This window comes from Desulfonatronospira thiodismutans ASO3-1, assembly GCF_000174435.1.
Classification (GTDB): Bacteria; Desulfobacterota; Desulfovibrionia; order Desulfovibrionales; family Desulfonatronovibrionaceae; genus Desulfonatronospira; species Desulfonatronospira thiodismutans.
On sequence record NZ_ACJN02000001.1, the window covers coordinates 1,187,038 to 1,204,029 of the forward strand.

Below are 16,992 nucleotides of genomic sequence, written 5' to 3' on the forward strand. Positions count from 1 at the left end.
ATTATTCGTTGGGGAGGTTTTCTCGATAGTTCCAGGGCATCCATTTTTGTGGAGCCGCGAGGGCCTCTTCTATGTTTTTCTGAAGCTGGGTCAGGTAGTCAAAGGAGTTCACTTTGTTAAGCTGACAGGTATGAATGAAGCTCATGAACAGATCGCCGATCCTGGCCCCGCGCAGGGTGCGGTAAAATAAAGAATTCTTCCGGTGCTGGATGGCTTTTTTCAGGGCACGTTCGCAGATATTGTTGTCCAGGGGAGCACCTGGTTCTCTCAAAAAAAGAGTCAGAGGATCCCAGTGTTTTTGCATGTAAGCCAGGGCTTTGCCCAATCCTGAATTGGGCTCTACTTTTTTCTCCTCCAGCTGGGCCCAGGCCCAGGACTTGAGTTCGCTCATAACCGGTGCGCTTTCCTGTTGATGCCATACAAGCCGTTCTTGAGCAGACATCTCCTGCTTTTTGGCCATGTCATCATTTTTATAGACAATAGCCAGCTGTTCAATGACATACCGGCACTCATCAGGGAAATTGTCCAGGATATCGACAAAGTTGCGTCTGCCATGGGTCAGGCAATTGGCTAAAATGATCTGTAAGCCCTTGGGAATGTTTCGGGCCAGGGCATCACACATGTGTATTGGCGGGGGCAGGTTGTGGTCTCTTTTTTTGAGAATCTCCTCCAGATTCTCCCCCGCATGCTGTCTGCCGGTGGCAAAGAGAGCAATATGGCGTCCCTGAAGTACAGAGACAATCCCGGTGGTGAACATGCCTTTTCTTTTCGGCCCGGCTTCCTTGTTCTCCTTGATAAGCTGCTGGATTTTCATGTTGGTGTCGTCGTTATGCACGACCTCACCTTGAGCCGCTTGGCGGATGAGTTCATCATACACAGGAAGAAGCTGTGTTCCAGTTTGTTCGACCAGATCCCATTGTGTTGCGGCCGGCAGGGGTATGCCCAGAGATTCCTGGAGCTTTTCCAAGCGATGAAAAGGAAACCCGCTCCCGTACTTCAAGATGGCGATCATGCTCCGGGCAGGTTCGTCGTATTTTTTTTCTCCAATGTCTTCTGGAGGATCTGCGGTGAACACCTCGAGACAGCAGTTACAGCGAAGGCTCTTAAGCTCATGGATCTTGGCTGTAAGTGGAGCTGTGGCTGTAATCCGAATGCGGAACTTCGGTTTTATGGGATAGACTTTTCCTTGACCGCACAAGGGGCAGATATCGCCCGGCTTCAGGGTTTGGTGAGGGTATATGCATTTTGCAGCCCCGGTATAGTCGTCTTTTCCGTTTCGGCCGTGTCCCTTGGGTGGTTTTTCATCAGGAGGCTTTTGCAAAGGATCTTGACTACCCTTCTGGTCCTTGTTTTGCTGGTCATCCTCCTGGAACAGTTTCTTTTTTGTCTCTGAAGAAGCGCCAAAGATCGTGCGCAGGAGACGCTTGATGGAGGCAGCTTTATCGTCCACAGCCTGATGCAAAAGCTGGATGGCTTGGACCAAGGCTTTGATGATATCCAGATCTGTCTCTTCCAGCTCGTTTTTTGATGCGCGCTGTAAAAGGGCGTCGATCTGCTCTTGGTCCAGATCGATGGATTGGACTTTCTTTTTCACCGGTTGAGCCCCCGCAATCGCTTCCGAAAGTCTCGGGTCAGGGGATAGCCCAGGACAGCCTTGAGTGAACGGTTTGCTTTGCCTGTGTGGTCGTTTTTGCCCCGGCCTGTAGTCTGCCCGAGATAGAGCCAGTTGGCTGCAAAATAACAGGTTCCTTTGAAGCGCTCTTGATCAACAAAGGTTTCCAGGTAATATATCGGATGCTTGTAGATGCTCTCCCAGTCCCTTTGCAAAATCTTGGTCATTTGGGCCAGGATATGGGAGGCCAAGCAGGAGACCTGGATCCAGGGCAGGATGAGGAACCTGCTGTTGTAGGCAATAAGAAAGAGATTCTTTTCCCTGTCTTTTTGGGTCCAGCCGATGAAATTGTCCCGGACGCCGATATGCCTTGGAGCTGAAGACCAGGAAAGACAGGCTATGGGCTGCTTGTTTGCAAAGACCAGGTACTTGAGGTGCTCGCCCACAGGCTGGGTGTAGCCCAGATAATGATGCTCCTTGAGGAGGCTGGAAAACAGGCTCTCAAAAGGTGTCTTGCGCACCTGTCGAAACTCAAGAGGGGTGATGTCCTTGAGTGAAGATGTAAGTGGGGTTTGATCCACCTGAACCGAGACTGGTTCTTTGCGATTGTACCCAGTGGCAGTTACTTTTTGTGCCGGCGGAAGAATTATGTGCCCCTGTCTGTGCAGGGCCAGCATGAGCCCCCTGCAGACCATGTCCTTGAGTTGGCCGTTTTGCTGGACCCAGTTCCATGCTGTGCAGAGCTTTTTGGACAAGGCCCACCGGCTGTCTCCAGGATGCTCGAAAATGAGCTGTCTGATGAACCGGACATCTTCTTCTGTGATGTCCCTGCCCCTGTATCTCAGTATCGTTTGCATGGGAGGGAATATAGAGGAAAACGGATAGGAACGCAAGCCCCTAAGTTAAAATTCCGTGAGAATTTTTCTCCATTGTGGTGCAACCTGCGCATTTTGAGGATTGCCGTTCCAGATCAAAAGCTGCAGCTCATGGACTGCCAGAGGACAAATGCCGCTCTGGCTTTTATCAGGCCACCACTGAAACGTGCCTTGGGATAATCGCTTCTGGCACAGCCAGAAGCCTTGACCATCGTAGGTGATTATCTTGATGGCTGTTTTCTTTTTGTTGCAAAAGACAAAGACACAGCCTGAAAAGGGATCTGATTTGATCCTCTGCCGGCAGATTTTTGTCAGCCCGTCGATCCCTTTTCTGAAATCAACAGGCTCCACAGCTACAAGGATGCGCATCTGGGGAGTGAGCTGAATCATGTCCCTTTGCTCCAGAAAGCCGAGAGGATCTCAAGGGGATTAGGCAGGTCTGGACCTTTAAGCTGCATTTTGAGCTTTGATCCATCTCGAGCTTCGGTCTCCAGGTGATATTCGGTGCAAGGCAAAGATGACGTGAGTTCAAATTCAACAAAGGAAGGACCTGGCTGTAGGGACTCTTGAGCCTGCACGGCCAGGACCCGCTTTTTGAGGTGGCTGTGATTGAGGTGCAAGACCTTTGCTATTTTGCAGATGGAATAATCCTGAGCAAGGCTGACTGCACTGGCCCATAGGTGGTTGGGAATCGGAGATCGTGTGTGTCTGGTTTCCCGCCAGTGCTCGAACTGTCTCTTGACTTCTTCAAGGCCTGGCCGGGTGGCTGGGGCTGATTGCTGTAGCATCGGTTGTCCTCCTTATGGTTTGGTCACCGATAGTACCCCAGGCCCTCAAATTTTTCACGCAGGCTTGCCGGAAAGACACAAAAAACCTGCTAATTGCGCTTTAACAATGCTTTGGCCACTATAATTCTATGACCTTGCAGGCTGGGCAATCGTCACCCAGGTACTTTTGTCCCTGGGGCTGGAAATTTATATTTTCCCTTTGTTCTCCACAATAATCCGGCGGACTATATTCCCCCCATGCTGGTACTGCCCTCCCTGGTGGTATAGACGTATCTTCACACTCCGCGCTTGACGCGATATGTGAAGATGATGTTTACATTTCGCGTTTGACGCGATGTGTGAAGATGATCGTCGTCTCTTTTTGCGGCCAATGACACCAACGCCATGACCCTGCCCCACTCGGAAGGCCGGAAATTATCTATATGGATAATTTACCAAACAACCCAGCGCAGCAGGCCGTATGCTCAGGAGCGTAAGGACTTCTGATAATCAGGTTTATGCTGGAAATTTGTCCAGGCCAAGAGCAATGGGCCTGATCAAGTTTATTCATCTGCGCAGGGCTCAGCGTCCCGATAAAATCGCCGAGCATGCTTTTGGGAATGCTGACCAGCTCATCACAATGGATGCTGCAGCCATGTTTTAGTCCATTGTCTATTCATGCAGGTACTTGTGTGGAAAGCCCATGGTACGCAGAATAAACAGGAGCCCAGATTGCGGTGGAAAAACGGGAGTCCAGGAGTGCCTAATAAAGAGACATCTTCACACTCCGCGCTTGACGCGATATGTAAAGATGATGTTTACATTTCGCGCTTGACGCGATGTGTAAAGATCCTCGTCGTCTCTTTTTGCGGTCAACGACACCAACGTCATGAACATGCTCCTTATTGAATCTGACAGCAGCCATACCCATAAATATCGCGCTTAAGGCTTAGATTGGGTTTTGGCCTCCCAGTTTTCTGACCATGCAGACAAGCAATCCTCCCACGAGCGCCTTTGTCCTTGAGGCTGGAGATTCCATCTTTCCCAGTTCTTAATAAAAATATCCAGCGCCCCATGCCGCCTTGTCCACCCACAGTAATAAAGAGACATCTTCACACTCCGCGCTTGACGCGATATGTAAAGATGATGTTTACATTTCGCGCTTGACGCGATGTGTGAAAATCATCGTTGTCTCTTTTTGCGGCCAATGACACCAACGCCATGACCACGCCCCACTCGGAAGGCCGGCCAGTATCTATATGGATATTTTACCGAACAACCCAGCGCAGCCGGCCGTATGCTCAGGAGCGTAAGGACTGCTGATAATCAGGTTTATGCTGGATATTTGTCCAGGCCAAGAGCGATTAACAGTGCCTGATCAAGTTTATTAATCTGCGCAGGGCTCAGCGTCCCGATAAAATCGCTGAGCATGCGTTTGGGAATACTGACCAGCTCATCACAATGGATGCTGCGGTCATGTTTTAGTCCATTGTCTATTCCTGCAGGTACTTGTGTGGAAAGCCCATGGTACGCTGAATAAACAGGAGCGTAGATTGCTGTGGAAAAAATGGGAGTTCAGGAGTGCCTAATAAAGAGACATCTTCACACTCCGCGCTTGACGCGATGTGTAAAGATGATGTTTACATTTCGCGCTTGACGCAATGTGTAAAGATCCTCGTCGTCTCTTTTTGCGGCCAATGACACCAACGTCATGAACATGCTCCTTATAGAATCTGACAGCAGCCATACCCATAAATATCGCGCTTAAGGCTTAGATTGGGTTTTGGCCTCCCAGTTTTCTGACCATGCAGACAAGCTTCATCCTCCCACGAACGCCTTTGTCCTTGAGGCTGGAGATTTCATCTTTCCCAGTTCTTAATAAAAATATCCAGCGCCCCATGCCGCCTTGTCCACCATGGTAATAAAGAGACATCTTCACACTCCGCGCTTGACGCGATATGTAAAGATGATGTTTACATTTCGCGCTTGACGCAAAGTGTGAAGATCATCATCGTCTCTTTTTGCGGCCAATGACACCAACGCCATGACCCTGCCCGTAACCATTCAGGGGGCAGATAACGGCCATCAGCCACCACCGAGGTCCCCCTGAATGGTTACCCTGCCCCACTCGGAAGGCCGGGATTTATCTATATGGATATTTTACAGAACAACCCAGCGCAGCAGGCCGTATGCTAAGGAGCGTAAGGACTTCTGATAATCAGGTTTATGCTGGAAATTTGTCCAGGCCAAGAGCGATGGACAGTGCCTGATCAAGTTTATTCATCTGCGCAGGTCTCAGCGTCCCGATAAAATCGCTGAGCATGCTTTTGGGAATACTGACCAGCTCATCACAATGGATGCTACAGTCATATTTTAGTCCATTGTCTATTCCTGCAGGTACTTGTGTGGAAAGCCCAAGGTACGCAGTAACAAACAGGAGCACAGAATGCGGTGGAAAAACGGGAGTCCAGGAGTGCCTAATATAGAGACATCTTTACACTCCGCGCTTGACGCGATATGTAAAGATGATGTTTACATTTCGCGCTTGACGCGATGTGTAAAGATCCTCGTCGTCTCTTTTTGCGGCCAACGACACCAACGCCATGATCCTGCCCGTAACCATTCAGAACGGCCAGGGGGACAGTCCCCGCGACACTTTTACTGCACAACTGAAAAGTACAGACGCAAAATTTTGTGAAGCATCATAATCATCACTTAGCGGGGACAGTCCCCTGGCCTTGTGCCATCAGCCACCACCGAGGTCCCCCTGAATGGTTACCCTGCCCCACTCGGAAGGCCGGGAATACATCTATATGGATAATTTACCAAACAACACAGCGCATCCGGCCGTCTGCTCAGGAGCGTGAGAACTTCTGATAATCAAGTTTATGCTGGATATTTGTCCAGGCCAAGAGCGATGGACAGTGCCTGATCAAATTTTATTGTAAGCGTCCAAACGGGTACACCTATCCATGGGCGGGTATCGTTGGTAGTATTCCCTGGCCCACTGGATATGCAGCAGGCCAGGGGTATGATGGTTGGGATCAGCAGGCAGTGGGGGAAGGCAGGACTTCCGGATCTATGTACTGAGGCATAAGGGCCTTCAGATCCTGCTCGGTCTTGGCCAGGGGCAAGTTTTCAAACAGGTGGCGTAAGTATGCGTAAGGCTCCAGGCCGTTCTTTTTGGCTGTCTCCACCAGGGAGAAGTACATAGCGCCTGCCTTGGCTCCATTGGGATGTCCGGCAAAAAGCCAGTTCTTGCGTCCCAGGGCGAAGGGTCTGATGGCGTTTTCCACCAGATTATTGTCAGGCCGCAGCCGGCCATCCAGTGTATAGCGCACCACTCTGTCCCACTGGTTCAGGGCATAATTTATGGCCGTGCCCAGTTTGCTTTTGTCCGGGGTGGTTTTACTTCTTTCGTCCAGCAGAGTTTTTATCTGGTTTAGTATGGGTATACTTTTTTCCTGACGTTCTTCCTGTATCCGGTCGGGCTTTAGCTTTCTGGTTTCAAAGGACTGTTCCAGGATATATAGCTTGGCGATAAGGTTCAGGATTTCCTGGGCGGTTCCGCCCTTGTGCTTTTGTTTCTTGGAGAGTTTGACCACATCCATAAACTTGCGCCGGACATGGGCCAGGCATCCTACATGGAATATGCCCGGCTTGTCGCCCAGGTCGTTGTAGACTGCATAGCCGTCACTTTGAATATAACCTTGATAGTCCTGGAGGAAATCCAGGGCCAGACCGCTTCGCGTGGGATGATAATCATAAAGGACAGTGGGATTTTCAGGATGGCCGCCAAGGAAAACCCACATATATGACTTGGAAGTGTTGGACCGGCCCGGTTCATCAAGTACCTGTACCGGGGTCTCGTCTATGCCCACCTGGAATCCGAGCATGATCTCCTTTTTGAACAGATCCAGGAAAGGCTCGCAGACCCTGGCCGCATGCATGGCCCAGGAGACCATGGTGGAACGGGAGATATCAATGCCCAGCCTTAAAAGCTGCTTGCACTGGCGATAAAAGGGTAGGCCGTCCACAAACTTGGCTGTGATGATATGAGCCATAAGACCTGGAGTCACTATGCCCTGGGGGATCAGCTGTTCCGGCATGGGAGCTATTTTGACTGCACCCTGATCATCTTCGGCTCCCTCGCAGTTTTTGCAGGCGTATTTGAGACGGATGTAGCGATTAACAATCAGCCTGGCAGGGATATAATCCAGTTTTTCGCTTACTTCCTGACCTATCGGGCTTAGCTCGACTCCGCAGGGGCATATCTTTTCCTCCCCAGAGAGGTCATGGATTATATCCTTTCTGGGAAGATCCTTGGGGATGGGCTTGCGGCCACGTTTCTTACGGGAATGTTCAGGTATGGTGATGGTTTTTTCCTGGGGCGTTTCCACCTCGGTTTCCATCTCAACAAGGCCAGGCATCATGGGCCAGGTCTCTTTAGAGCCGCATTTGGGTTTTTTATCGGATTTGGACCCATAGATGGCTTTTTGCAGGAAGTTCAGTTTCTCCTGCAGGTAGATAAGTTGCTGGTGGTAGTCAGCAACGATATCTTTGAGCGCATCTTTATCATCTGGCAAGTTGTTGATGTCCATAACTGAGTATTCATATACACACAAACATTTGGAATTGCAAGCTTTTTTTGCAAAAAAATCTAAAATAATGTGGAAAATTTTAACTCTTTGTGCCCCCTGACCTGCACAGGGTCCAGACCGTCTAAAAGCCAAACAAGCTGCCTCGCATCAAGCTCCATAACTTCCTGCTTTGATGCAGGCCACTTGAAGCTTTGCTTCTCCAGGCGCTTTTGCCACAGGCAAAAACCGTTTGTGTCCCAGTACAGGATCTTGATGATGGTTCGCTGCCTGTTGCAGAAGACAAACAGATGACCGGAAAAGGGGTCATGCTCCAGCTGAGCCTGGACCATGATGGACAACCCGTCTATGGCCTTGCGCATGTCGGTATGTCCGGTGACCAGATACACCTTGGCCTGACTTACCGCGATCACGTGATCTCCTCCAGAGTACGGACAAGCTTGGCCAGTACTTCCTGCTGGAAATCACCCGGGATATCCACTTGGTAACTATTGACCATCAGGCGCAGAGGCGTATGGGTTTTCTCCTGGACAACCTTCAGGGGCACCGGCACGATGGCATTTTCCTCCTGGGTTTTCCTGGAATTGGTGTGCCCAAGCTTTTTGCACCAGTAATAGAAGGCATGCTTGGACAGTTCTGCCCTGCGGCAGTATTCGGCCTTGGTCAGGCTGCCCTGCCTCCACTTGTTGATATGCGCGGACCAGAACCCGGCCCGCTCCTCAGGCGTGTACTTCTGTGACTTGGTTTGCATAACGGTCCCTCCTTGGTATTTGGGAGACCATTAGCACATCAGGCGGAGAAAAAAAGATGGGGTTAAATGGACGCTTACATTTTATTGGTTCCTCGACACAGTGAGTGGGTTTGAACAATAATTCAGCTGGTTTTTTTCTTGCGTTAAGAGACTCCCATCTGCGTAGATCTGCGAGATCTACGGTTAAATTCTTCTGGCTTCAATCTTCAAGCATCAGGGCAAAGATAAAGAGTTTTTTGCCGTCCCAGTTAAATCCTCTTCGAGGTGCTTGCGCATTTTACTGGGATGCTCTTCATGTCCTTCATGGTTAAATCAATTTTTATTGATGCCTGCATTTATACCCGCCAGATGATTACACGTGCTGATCAACCTTGAAAATTCAGTTGACGTAACAGAATTTTCAAGTTATTTGTTCGTTCATGATCGCAAGAAATAATGAAATCAACCTGTTACTTGAGGCGTTGGCCACTTATCCGGCTGTGGGGATAATTGGGGCCAGGCAGGTGGGCAAGACCACTCTGGCTGCAATGCTCACCCGGAAATGGTCCGGTCCGGTGCATCACTTTGACCTGGAAAACAGTGAAGATATGGCCAGGCTTTTTGATCCCATGCTGACCCTTAAGGAACTACGCGGTCTGGTGATCCTAGATGAGATCCAGAGAATGCCGGAAATATTCCCCGCCCTGCGAGTCTTGATCGACAAAAAACTGGATGACCTTAGATTCCTGATCCTGGGCAGCGCATCACCCCAAATGCTGCGGCAATCTTCAGAATCTTTGGCCGGCAGGATCAGATACCACCGGCTGAGCGGACTTGGACTGGATGAAATACCATCAGGCCAGTCTGAACAGCTCTGGTTGAGGGGAGGTTTTCCCCTGTCCTTTTTAGCTCAAGACGACGCAAAAAGCTTTGAATGGAGGAAGGCTTTCGTTTCCACGTTCCTGGAAAGAGATCTGCCTCAGCTTGGAATCAATGTCAGTTCAACCACGCTGCGCAGATTCTGGAACATGCTGGCCCATTATCATGGCCAGATATGGAACGCCTCTGAGTTTGCCAGGTCATTCGGGGTTGCGGATACAACCGTCAGACAATATCTTGACCGGCTTACGGATGCCCTTGTGGTCAGACAGGTCCAGCCATGGCATGAAAATATCTCTAAACGCCAGGTCAAGTCACCAAAAGTATTCATCTGCGACAGCGGACTGACGCACGCCCTGCTCAATCTGCCTGCAAAGCACGATGTGCTGGGGCATCCCAAATCCGGCGCAACCTGGGAAGGTTTTGTCATTGAACAGATCATCAGACTCTTAAGGGCGGATGAATCCGAATGTTTCCACTGGGCGACCCATTCAGGGGCTAAACTGGATTTTCTCCATGTCAGAGGATCAACCAGGACAGGATTTGAAATAAAAAGAACCTCGTCTCCCAGGCTGACCAGGTCTATGCGCATTGCAATGCATGATCTAAAGTTAAAACATCTTTTCGTGATTCATGCAGGTGAGCATATTTTTCCATTAGCAGAGAATATCAAGGCAGTGCCGATATCCAGGTTATCAGAAACACTGATGGGATATCTATGAAGAGCATGGAGTTAAGAAAAATTCTTCTCTCATAAAAACCTTATCACCATGGTAAAACCGTGCTGTTTTGGCATGTTCCAGCCCAATAAAAAACCTTGCCTGTGCCTGTTGATTTATTTTATTGCAGTAATGAATGAGCATGATAATCCTTTTGGCTTGATTTCATAATTGCAGCAGGGGTATGTCAGTGATGGCTTCGGATCAAGAACAAACTAGTAGTTCGTTTCATTAAAAAGTTTACGCTTAAGAACATTCAAGATCAAATTTTTTCCAACGGAAGATTACCGGAGCAGAGTTCATCTCTGCTATGCCCTTAAGGATTCGCTCCTTGAGTTCCTCCTTGGATGAAACCCGAATGTGTCGCAAAAAAGTACGGGCCATCTTTGAAAATGCAGACTCAATCAGGTTTAACCAAGAGCCGTGCTTTGGAGTATGGACATACTCAAATCTGTTGGGCAGGGAAGCAAGGTATTTCATGGTTTCCTTTGAAATATGGGACGAATGATTATCCAAAACAAGACGGATAGTGTTCTCTTTCGGATACCTGGAGTCTATTTCCTTCAAAAGCTCAATAAATTCTCTGCTGCGATGTCGATCATGAACTTGAGCAATAATTTCTCCAGTATGCAGATCAAGGCCAGCAAGGATAGAGACTGTGCCATGCCTCTTATATTCATAATCCCGGCCAGTGCACTGATGTCGTCCAGGTGCAGGCGATAGATCCGGCGCAATGGTTTCCAAGGCTTGCACGCCCGGTTTTTCGTCCACTGAAACTGTTATTGTTTTAGAAGGCACAGCAATATCGCCTTGATCATTTTGCATGTTAACTTCTTGGTAAACAACCAGGACATCATTCATTTTTTGCTCGAAATCAGGATCTCTCTTTTCAAGATAGTACTTGATTTTATGCGGTTTTATATCGTGTTCATTGAGAATACGCCAAATGGTGGCTTTTGCAGCGTTTGCCAGGCAATGGTGTCCTTCCTTGGGAGCATGCTCACGTGTGTATCTGGCAAGCTCCTGATAGGTCCAAAGCTCAGCAGCAAAGCCGTAATCTTTGGGTTTAGTACAGGCCAGATTAACAACCCAGGCTTTTGCTGCATCATCTATAACAGGATCAAATGGCCTGTGATAATAATCCTTGAGACCAGCTTCCGGGCCTGCTGCCAAGGCTTTCTCTATGCACTTATAAATAGACGGTCTGCTCAGGCCTGCCTGCTTTTGAATATGCGTGATTGGTTTTCCGTCTGCATAAAGCAAAAGGACTTTGGCCCGTTGAACATCTCGCAATGAAGCTGCTCGCGCATTGCTTATAGTCTCAAGCTTTATGCGTTGCTCAGGCGTTAAAACGAGTTTTGGGAGTTTGGTCTTCTTACTCATGACTACCTCCTTCAATTGTTTGAAGATATGGTAGCCAAAAATAAATTACATGTAAAGCTTTTATTGAAACTTAGTACTAGGCCAGGCCCGGTCTCTTCCCAGACCGCCAGGGAGGCCCGCCTTGCACACTCCCGTTACCACTTCTCAGATGCTGACTTTTTTTCCGACAGTCCCGGACCAAACCATAAAAATAACAGTTACGGCTTTACCCTTATTGAAATCCTCAGTGTGATAGCCATCCTTGGTATTCTTGCAGCCATTTCTCTTCCAAGGTTAGGGGAATACCGCGACATAGCCAGGCAAACCTCTGTCCTTCACGACCTGCGGGTTTGTCTGGCAGAAACCGCCATTGATATCCATGAAGGCAGTTGATACCGATGCAGGGCTCATACATGTGCTCCCGGCCTGGAAATGGGCCCTTGGAGAGCAACCGGGGAAACTGGTGTGAACGACGAACGGTTCTTGGTTCTTCGTTCTGCGTTAAAAACAAAAACAGTTCCTTGTTCCTCGTTCTTCGTTCTTCGTTAAAACCAAGAACCAGGAACCAAGAACGGCGGCAGAGCCGCCGAACCAAGAACCCCCTGAACTCAAGGCTGTATATGATTTCCTGCGAAATAACGGGGAGCAGGCCAGCAGTCAGATTACCACCGGTTTGGACATCCACCAGAATACAGCTTTGAAAAGGCTGAACAAGCTGATGCATGCTGGTCTGGTTGTTAAAAAAGGAAAGGGTGCGGATGTGAAGTATGCAGTACGGATGTGAGAGCAGGTGAGGGTGTGAGGGTGAGTGTGAGGTTCTTCGTCCTCGTTTTTCGTTCTTCGTTAGCCTACACTCCGCGCTTGACGCGATATGTAAAGATGATGTTTACATTTCGCGCTTGACGCGAAGTGTAAAGGAATTCATCAATCATGTTCAATAAGACTATCTCTGCCCATTGGGCGATGTGGATGCCTTTGCCGATAAGATCAACCACTTGGCCGAAAGCCCGCAACTGTGAAGAGAAATGGGCGAATACAACCGGGCCAAACTGGAGCGGATGTTTACCCCTGAGCAGATGGTCCGGGAATATGAGGATTTGTTCCAAGAGGCGCTGAAAAAGAAAAGACAAGATAAAACAGGTGAATCATCTTCACACATCGCGTTTGTCGCAATATGTAAAGATGATGTTTACATTTGGCGCTTGACGCGATGTGTAAAGATGATCGTCGTTTTTTTCTGCAGCCAATGACATAAACTCCATTGTCCAGATTTTTGTAAGATTGCCCCGCCGTGGATCGTAGTAGTCTGGCGGTTGGCCCCGGTCAAGGGCCTGGATGTGCTCCTGGAAGCCTTCCGGCAGATCGCGGGCAAGACCGCAGCGCACTTAGTCCTGCTGGGCTACGGTCCGCTCAGGCCGAGGCTGAAATCCATGACCCGGGAGCTGGGGCTGGCCGGGCGGGTGCATTTTCCCGGGTTCCAGGACACCCCCTAACCTGGATGCGCGAGGCAACGCTGCTGGCCCTGCCTTCCCGGCATGAAGGGCTGCCCACTGTACTCATCGAGGCCCTGGACTGCGGCACCCAGATCGTGGCCACGGACTGCCCTGGCGGCTTGGCGGAAATCCAGGAAGATGGCAAATACGGTCACATTCGTGCCTGTGGAAGACCCCACAACCCTGGCCCAGACCATGCTTAGCAACCTTAACGGCACTTTCCATGTGCCCTCCGAAACCATCACAAGGCCCGGGCCGAAGATTTCACCGTTGAAAATGCCGAAAAGCAGTATATGGAAACATTGCTTGGCAAAATATAGCCCTCATCTTTACACCTCGCGCTTGACGCGATATGCGCGATATGTGAAGATGTTCTTCTTCTCCGCGGCTAAAACAGCACTTTCCGCGTCGCCCCCGAAATACTCAAGACCCGAACCGAGGATTTCACTGTAGAAAAGGCCACAAAGCAGTATAGGGGCACCCTGCCTGGCAAAATATGACCCATCATCTTCACACCTCGCGCTTGACGCGATGTGTAAAGATGTGGCAGTTATTTTGATGTGAAGTACAGCGACAAAAGGTTCTGCGGAAATGAACAGCGGATTTTCAGGGCCAGGTACAAGATCACTGAGCCCGGGGTTATCTCCCATGTCACCCAGCGTGCAGCAGGCAAAGAGCCGCTGTTTATTGATGATACTGATTATCTGACCATGCTGATGCTGCTAAAGGAAAGCGTGGAAAAGTTTGATCTGCGCTATTATGCCTTGAGTCTTATGTCTAATCACATACATATTTTGCTGGAACCCCGGGAAAATAATCTGCCTGAAGCAATGCGCTCCATATTTTCAAGGTATGCAGCCAAATTCAATACAAAGTACCAGCGAAAGGGTCATCTTTTCGGTGGACCTTACCGTCAGTCAGTATGCCTGGACAATACTTATCTGCTCACAGCTTCACTATACATCCACCTGAATCCTGTCCGCGCCGGTATAGTGGATAAGACGGATGCATACAGATGGTCCTCGGCATCATTGTATTGTAATGAATCCGATGTGGAATCCTTTGTTGACCCCGGGGTTGTATTGCGCCTGGTTCATGACCAGGAACCCGAAGCCCGAAAGAATTACTGCCGAATGCTTGAGCAGGCCCACGGGCATGAGCCGGAAAACGCTCTTGAGCATGAGGGGGCTATTGAAAAATTCTGTATCCGCCTGTCTCAAATTTTTCCAAGGTTGTTTAAAAAGCTGGGCAAAAAAACCGAAAATACAGAAAAGTACCTTGGATGCAATGCATCTATGCTGGATCTGACCCGGCTTGATCAGGCCATTGAAAATACCGACTTCAGCCGTTCCTGGTCCATGGAAAGCAGGAAGGCCAAGAAGTATATAGTGGAACAATTATTGGCCAGGGGATTTAAGAAGACCGAGATAGCCGGGCGGTTGGGGATTTCACGCATGTCAGTATACAATATTCTCAATTCTCATTGTGATTAACAGACAAACATCTTTACACTTCGCGCTTGACGCAATTTGTAAAGATGATGTTTACATTTCGCGCTTGACGCAAAGTGTGAAGATATCATGAGTATAAAAAGTTGGTTTACAATGTTAGTCCACAGGAGTACATGCCATGATGGTCAATGTTCATGAAGCAAAAACCAATTTTTCGAACCTGTTGGAAATGGCTCACGCAGGACAGGAAATCATCCTGGCCAAGTCTGGAAAACCCTATGCCCTTTTGACTCCTCTTCCTTCAGGTGGGGTGGCTCAGCGCAAGCCCGGACGGCTGCCTGGCAAGGTTACGGAATCCTTTTTTGAACCTTTGCCAGAAGAAGAAATTGCCGCCTGGGAGAGGACGTGAAGCTCTTGCTGGACACCCACGCCCTGTTGTGATGGTTTACTGATGACCTTAGCAATGTTTTAAAAAAGTCCATATCAGGCAGTCTGTTCAAAAATTCCAAGTGCAAGGAGCAAAAAAAGTTCAAGGTCGCAGCGTATTAATCCATACGTAAGAGTTTGAACTTTTTTTAGCGACGCAGCAATTGGGAGATTTTCAACAGACTGCTAGACTTTCAGTGCAGGCCAGGGAGGTCACTGCTGATCAAAATAACTCGATTTTTGTCAGCGCAGCCAACGCACATGGGGGTCACTAAAAAACGGGGTGAAAAAATCATTGACAGGCGGGGCAGTGCTGTAACTTATTTACATCTGCACAATAAATGGCCCAGGGTACTATCTCCGAATCAGGAAATAAAAAGGACTGCGTATGACCTACCCTTCAGGTCAAAGACTTGAAAAAAACGGGAACTGTGGGGATGATTGTGTTGCCTACCTGTGAGCAGGCTTGCCGGAAGGGAAATATTCCTCGTTCTTCGTTAACCAGGGACCAAGGGAAGAGGGTTCAGGTGAGCAGCCCATGCCTGATCAGCGGATTGCTCTTGACAACGCAATTGCATTTATCATAATAGTTATGTTGCATTTATTAATATAAATACATTGCAAGTACTTATCCAAGATAATTGCAATCGTTGATCTTAATGTTTCTGACTTTATGAGGCTGGTATGCGCTATCACTCAAGAGTGGTGGACTGCGAATTGCGGCAGCGTCTGTCATCCACTGGCGCCGTGGTCATTGAAGGGCCGAAAGCCTGCGGAAAAACGGCTACTGGCCGTAACCTGGCCGCCAGTGAAGTATTGCTTGATGTCGATGAAAATGCCCGTCAGGCTGTAGCCATTGACCCTCGCCTGGTGTTGGCGGGCGATACCCCGCGTCTTATTGATGAATGGCAGATTGAACCAGCCATCTGGAATCATATCCGGCGTGCGGTTGACGAGCGTGGCCAGCCTGGCCAGTTCATCCTGACCGGTTCCGCCGTACCTGTAGATGATATCACCCGACATACCGGGGCCGGGCGCTTGACGCGGCTGCGACTCCGTCCCATGACGCTGTTTGAGCTTGGACAAAGCACAGGAGCCCTGTCACTGGCGGACTTGTTGAATGGTAATCGATCTGCCTGCCGCGACTCCGGATTGACAATTCAGGATTTGGTTGAATTGCTAGCCGTGGGTGGTTGGCCGGGACATCTGCGTCTGACCTCAAGGCAAGCCCTGCGGGCCAACCGGGACTACCTGGAGGAAATCAGACGGGTAGACATCAGCCATGTGGACGGGGTTCGCCGTGATCCGGATAAAGTCGGCCGACTGCTGCGCTCCCTGGCCCGCAATATCGGAACCTATGCGTCCGCAACCGGCATGGCCGAGGATATCGGCGGCATTACTGTACAGACTGTGCTTGAGTATCTGGCCAGTCTGGAACGTCTGATGATCATGGAGGATCAGCCGGCCTGGACGCCGCATTTACGTTCACGGTCACGGCTGAGAAGCATGCCCAGACGCCAATTCGTGGATCCTTCCCTGGCGGTGGCGGCATTGCGGACATCCCCGGAAGGATTGCTGAAGGATATGAACTTGCTGGGCTTTCTGTTTGAATCGCTGGTTGTACGTGATCTGCGGGTTTACGCCCAGGCCATGGATGCCCAGGTATTGCAATACCGTGACAATACGGGACTGGAAGTGGATGCCGTGATTCATTGCGCTGATGGTCGCTGGGGTGCTTTTGAAATAAAACTCGGGCCAGGAATGGCAGAGCAGGGAGCCACCTCTTTATTGAAGTTTGCTGAGCGCGTGGATACCGAAAAGTGCGGCTCGCCATCCTTACTGGCGGTAATCACTGGTACTGGTTATGGATATTTTCGCGACGACGGTGTAGCGGTGATCCCTATCACCGCCTTAAAACCGTAATAATGGCACGTCAGGCTGACGAAAAAAACGGATGCAGCTTTTTTCTCAGCCAATACCGGCCATTCCAAACAAAAATCCTCCAAGCAACTTTTTCTTCCCTGAATCACCGCTACGGTGGAATCCATACTGGATATCTGAACTCCGGCTTAGTTTTTAT

19 protein-coding genes and 1 pseudogene are annotated in these 16,992 nt (G+C 49.4%); 10 read left to right on the plus strand and 10 right to left on the minus strand.

Going from position 1 to position 16,992, the window contains the following annotated elements; genetic code table 11:
• Position 1 precedes the first annotated feature (1 nt).
• Genes tnpC (DTHIO_RS05525) through DTHIO_RS05540 form a run of 4 tightly spaced genes read right to left on the minus strand, consistent with a single transcriptional unit; the run spans position 2 to position 3,275 of the window.
• The gene (tnpC, locus tag DTHIO_RS05525) at positions 2–1,594 is read right to left on the minus strand and encodes an IS66 family transposase (protein WP_008869369.1); all 1,593 of its coding nucleotides are present in this window, start codon (positions 1,592–1,594) and stop codon (positions 2–4) included.
• Complete coding sequence (locus DTHIO_RS05530) at positions 1,591–2,469, minus strand: Druantia anti-phage system protein DruA (protein ID WP_008869370.1); 879 nt, start codon at positions 2,467–2,469, stop codon at positions 1,591–1,593. The genes tnpC (DTHIO_RS05525) and DTHIO_RS05530 overlap by 4 nt, the downstream gene beginning before the upstream one ends.
• 45 nt (positions 2,470–2,514) lie before the next feature.
• Positions 2,515–2,877: an IS66 family insertion sequence element accessory protein TnpB gene (tnpB, locus tag DTHIO_RS05535; protein ID WP_008869371.1), complete on the minus strand. Its 363-nt coding sequence runs from the start codon at positions 2,875–2,877 to the stop codon at positions 2,515–2,517.
• Positions 2,874–3,275 carry a hypothetical protein gene (locus DTHIO_RS05540; protein ID WP_008869372.1) on the minus strand — a complete coding sequence of 134 codons (402 nt, stop codon included), beginning with the start codon at positions 3,273–3,275 and terminating at the stop codon, positions 2,874–2,876. The genes tnpB (DTHIO_RS05535) and DTHIO_RS05540 overlap by 4 nt, the downstream gene beginning before the upstream one ends.
• Before the next feature lie 460 nt (positions 3,276–3,735).
• On the opposite strand from DTHIO_RS05540, the gene DTHIO_RS21375 reads away from it, so the two are divergent.
• The gene (locus DTHIO_RS21375; RefSeq protein ID WP_040417586.1) at positions 3,736–3,918 is read left to right on the plus strand and encodes a hypothetical protein; all 183 of its coding nucleotides are present in this window, start codon (positions 3,736–3,738) and stop codon (positions 3,916–3,918) included.
• Positions 3,919–4,586: 668 nt separating this feature from the next.
• Here DTHIO_RS21375 and DTHIO_RS22635 read toward each other — a convergent pair.
• From DTHIO_RS22635 to tnpA, 5 genes are all read right to left on the minus strand, one after another.
• Positions 4,587–4,823 (minus strand): type II toxin-antitoxin system PemK/MazF family toxin, encoded by a 237-nt coding sequence (locus tag DTHIO_RS22635; RefSeq protein ID WP_144311472.1) that lies wholly within the window; start codon positions 4,821–4,823, stop codon positions 4,587–4,589.
• 655 nt (positions 4,824–5,478) lie between these two features.
• On the minus strand, positions 5,479–5,697 hold the full coding sequence (locus DTHIO_RS22915; RefSeq protein WP_050775135.1) for a type II toxin-antitoxin system PemK/MazF family toxin: 219 nt from the start codon (positions 5,695–5,697) through the stop codon (positions 5,479–5,481).
• A 601-nt stretch (positions 5,698–6,298) separates the two neighbouring features.
• Positions 6,299–7,855: an IS66 family transposase gene (tnpC, locus tag DTHIO_RS05555; protein ID WP_008868370.1), complete on the minus strand. Its 1,557-nt coding sequence runs from the start codon at positions 7,853–7,855 to the stop codon at positions 6,299–6,301.
• 59 nt (positions 7,856–7,914) lie between these two features.
• Complete coding sequence (gene tnpB / locus DTHIO_RS05560; protein WP_008868369.1) at positions 7,915–8,265, minus strand: IS66 family insertion sequence element accessory protein TnpB; 351 nt, start codon at positions 8,263–8,265, stop codon at positions 7,915–7,917.
• Positions 8,262–8,603, minus strand: a complete 342-nt coding sequence (tnpA, locus tag DTHIO_RS05565) for an IS66 family insertion sequence element accessory protein TnpA (RefSeq protein WP_008868404.1) — start codon at positions 8,601–8,603, stop codon at positions 8,262–8,264. Before tnpA ends, tnpB (DTHIO_RS05560) begins: the two co-directional genes overlap by 4 nt.
• Before the next feature lie 419 nt (positions 8,604–9,022).
• On the opposite strand from tnpA, the gene DTHIO_RS05570 reads away from it, so the two are divergent.
• On the plus strand, positions 9,023–10,183 hold the full coding sequence (locus DTHIO_RS05570) for an ATP-binding protein (RefSeq protein WP_008869374.1): 1,161 nt from the start codon (positions 9,023–9,025) through the stop codon (positions 10,181–10,183).
• Positions 10,184–10,426: 243 nt separating this feature from the next.
• Here DTHIO_RS05570 and DTHIO_RS05575 read toward each other — a convergent pair whose 3' ends face one another.
• Positions 10,427–11,563, minus strand: coding sequence for an IS630 family transposase (locus DTHIO_RS05575; RefSeq protein WP_008869376.1), 1,137 nt, complete (start codon positions 11,561–11,563; stop codon positions 10,427–10,429).
• Between the two features lie 27 nt (positions 11,564–11,590).
• On the opposite strand from DTHIO_RS05575, the gene DTHIO_RS05580 reads away from it, so the two are divergent.
• The 8 genes and pseudogenes from DTHIO_RS05580 to DTHIO_RS22310 all read left to right on the plus strand — a co-directional run bounded on the left by DTHIO_RS05580 (position 11,591) and on the right by DTHIO_RS22310 (position 16,835).
• Positions 11,591–11,935, plus strand: coding sequence for a type II secretion system protein (locus tag DTHIO_RS05580; protein WP_083803944.1), 345 nt, complete (start codon positions 11,591–11,593; stop codon positions 11,933–11,935).
• A gap of 632 nt (positions 11,936–12,567) precedes the next feature.
• Entirely contained in the window at positions 12,568–12,792 is a 225-nt protein-coding gene (locus DTHIO_RS05585) for a hypothetical protein (protein WP_144311456.1), read from the plus strand.
• Positions 12,793–12,837: 45 nt separating this feature from the next.
• Positions 12,838–13,035, plus strand: coding sequence for a glycosyltransferase (locus DTHIO_RS22640; protein ID WP_279614616.1), 198 nt, complete (start codon positions 12,838–12,840; stop codon positions 13,033–13,035).
• Positions 13,036–13,040: 5 nt separating this feature from the next.
• Positions 13,041–13,238, plus strand: coding sequence for a glycosyltransferase (locus DTHIO_RS22645; protein ID WP_050775137.1), 198 nt, complete (start codon positions 13,041–13,043; stop codon positions 13,236–13,238).
• A 357-nt stretch (positions 13,239–13,595) separates the two neighbouring features.
• Entirely contained in the window at positions 13,596–14,528 is a 933-nt protein-coding gene (locus DTHIO_RS05595; protein WP_008869377.1) for a transposase, read from the plus strand.
• A gap of 136 nt (positions 14,529–14,664) precedes the next feature.
• Positions 14,665–14,895: a type II toxin-antitoxin system Phd/YefM family antitoxin gene (locus tag DTHIO_RS05600; RefSeq protein WP_008869378.1), complete on the plus strand. Its 231-nt coding sequence runs from the start codon at positions 14,665–14,667 to the stop codon at positions 14,893–14,895.
• A 701-nt stretch (positions 14,896–15,596) separates the two neighbouring features.
• Positions 15,597–15,932 (plus strand): annotated as a pseudogene (locus DTHIO_RS22920) (AAA family ATPase); the annotation flags it as partial.
• A gap of 147 nt (positions 15,933–16,079) precedes the next feature.
• Positions 16,080–16,835 (plus strand): ATP-binding protein, encoded by a 756-nt coding sequence (locus DTHIO_RS22310; RefSeq protein ID WP_244156317.1) that lies wholly within the window; start codon positions 16,080–16,082, stop codon positions 16,833–16,835.
• The last annotated feature ends 157 nt before the right edge of the window (positions 16,836–16,992 follow it).

Bases quoted from the DNA above. Each gene is read 5' to 3' on its own strand.
- DTHIO_RS05575 (WP_008869376.1), bottom strand. From the start codon at position 11,563: ATGAGTAAGAAGACCAAACTCCCAAAACTCGTTTTAACGCCTGAGCAA.
- DTHIO_RS05570 (WP_008869374.1), top strand. From the start codon at position 9,023: ATGATCGCAAGAAATAATGAAATCAACCTGTTACTTGAGGCGTTGGCC.
- DTHIO_RS21375 (WP_040417586.1), top strand. From the start codon at position 3,736: ATGCTCAGGAGCGTAAGGACTTCTGATAATCAGGTTTATGCTGGAAAT.
- DTHIO_RS22645 (WP_050775137.1), top strand. From the start codon at position 13,041: ATGCGCGAGGCAACGCTGCTGGCCCTGCCTTCCCGGCATGAAGGGCTG.
- DTHIO_RS05600 (WP_008869378.1), top strand. From the start codon at position 14,665: ATGATGGTCAATGTTCATGAAGCAAAAACCAATTTTTCGAACCTGTTG.
- DTHIO_RS05580 (WP_083803944.1), top strand. From the start codon at position 11,591: ATGGTAGCCAAAAATAAATTACATGTAAAGCTTTTATTGAAACTTAGT.
- DTHIO_RS05585 (WP_144311456.1), top strand. From the start codon at position 12,568: ATGGGCGAATACAACCGGGCCAAACTGGAGCGGATGTTTACCCCTGAG.
- DTHIO_RS05530 (WP_008869370.1), bottom strand. From the start codon at position 2,469: ATGCAAACGATACTGAGATACAGGGGCAGGGACATCACAGAAGAAGAT.
- tnpC (WP_008868370.1), bottom strand. From the start codon at position 7,855: ATGGACATCAACAACTTGCCAGATGATAAAGATGCGCTCAAAGATATC.
- tnpA (WP_008868404.1), bottom strand. From the start codon at position 8,603: ATGCAAACCAAGTCACAGAAGTACACGCCTGAGGAGCGGGCCGGGTTC.
- DTHIO_RS05540 (WP_008869372.1), bottom strand. From the start codon at position 3,275: ATGCTACAGCAATCAGCCCCAGCCACCCGGCCAGGCCTTGAAGAAGTC.
- tnpB (WP_008869371.1), bottom strand. From the start codon at position 2,877: ATGATTCAGCTCACTCCCCAGATGCGCATCCTTGTAGCTGTGGAGCCT.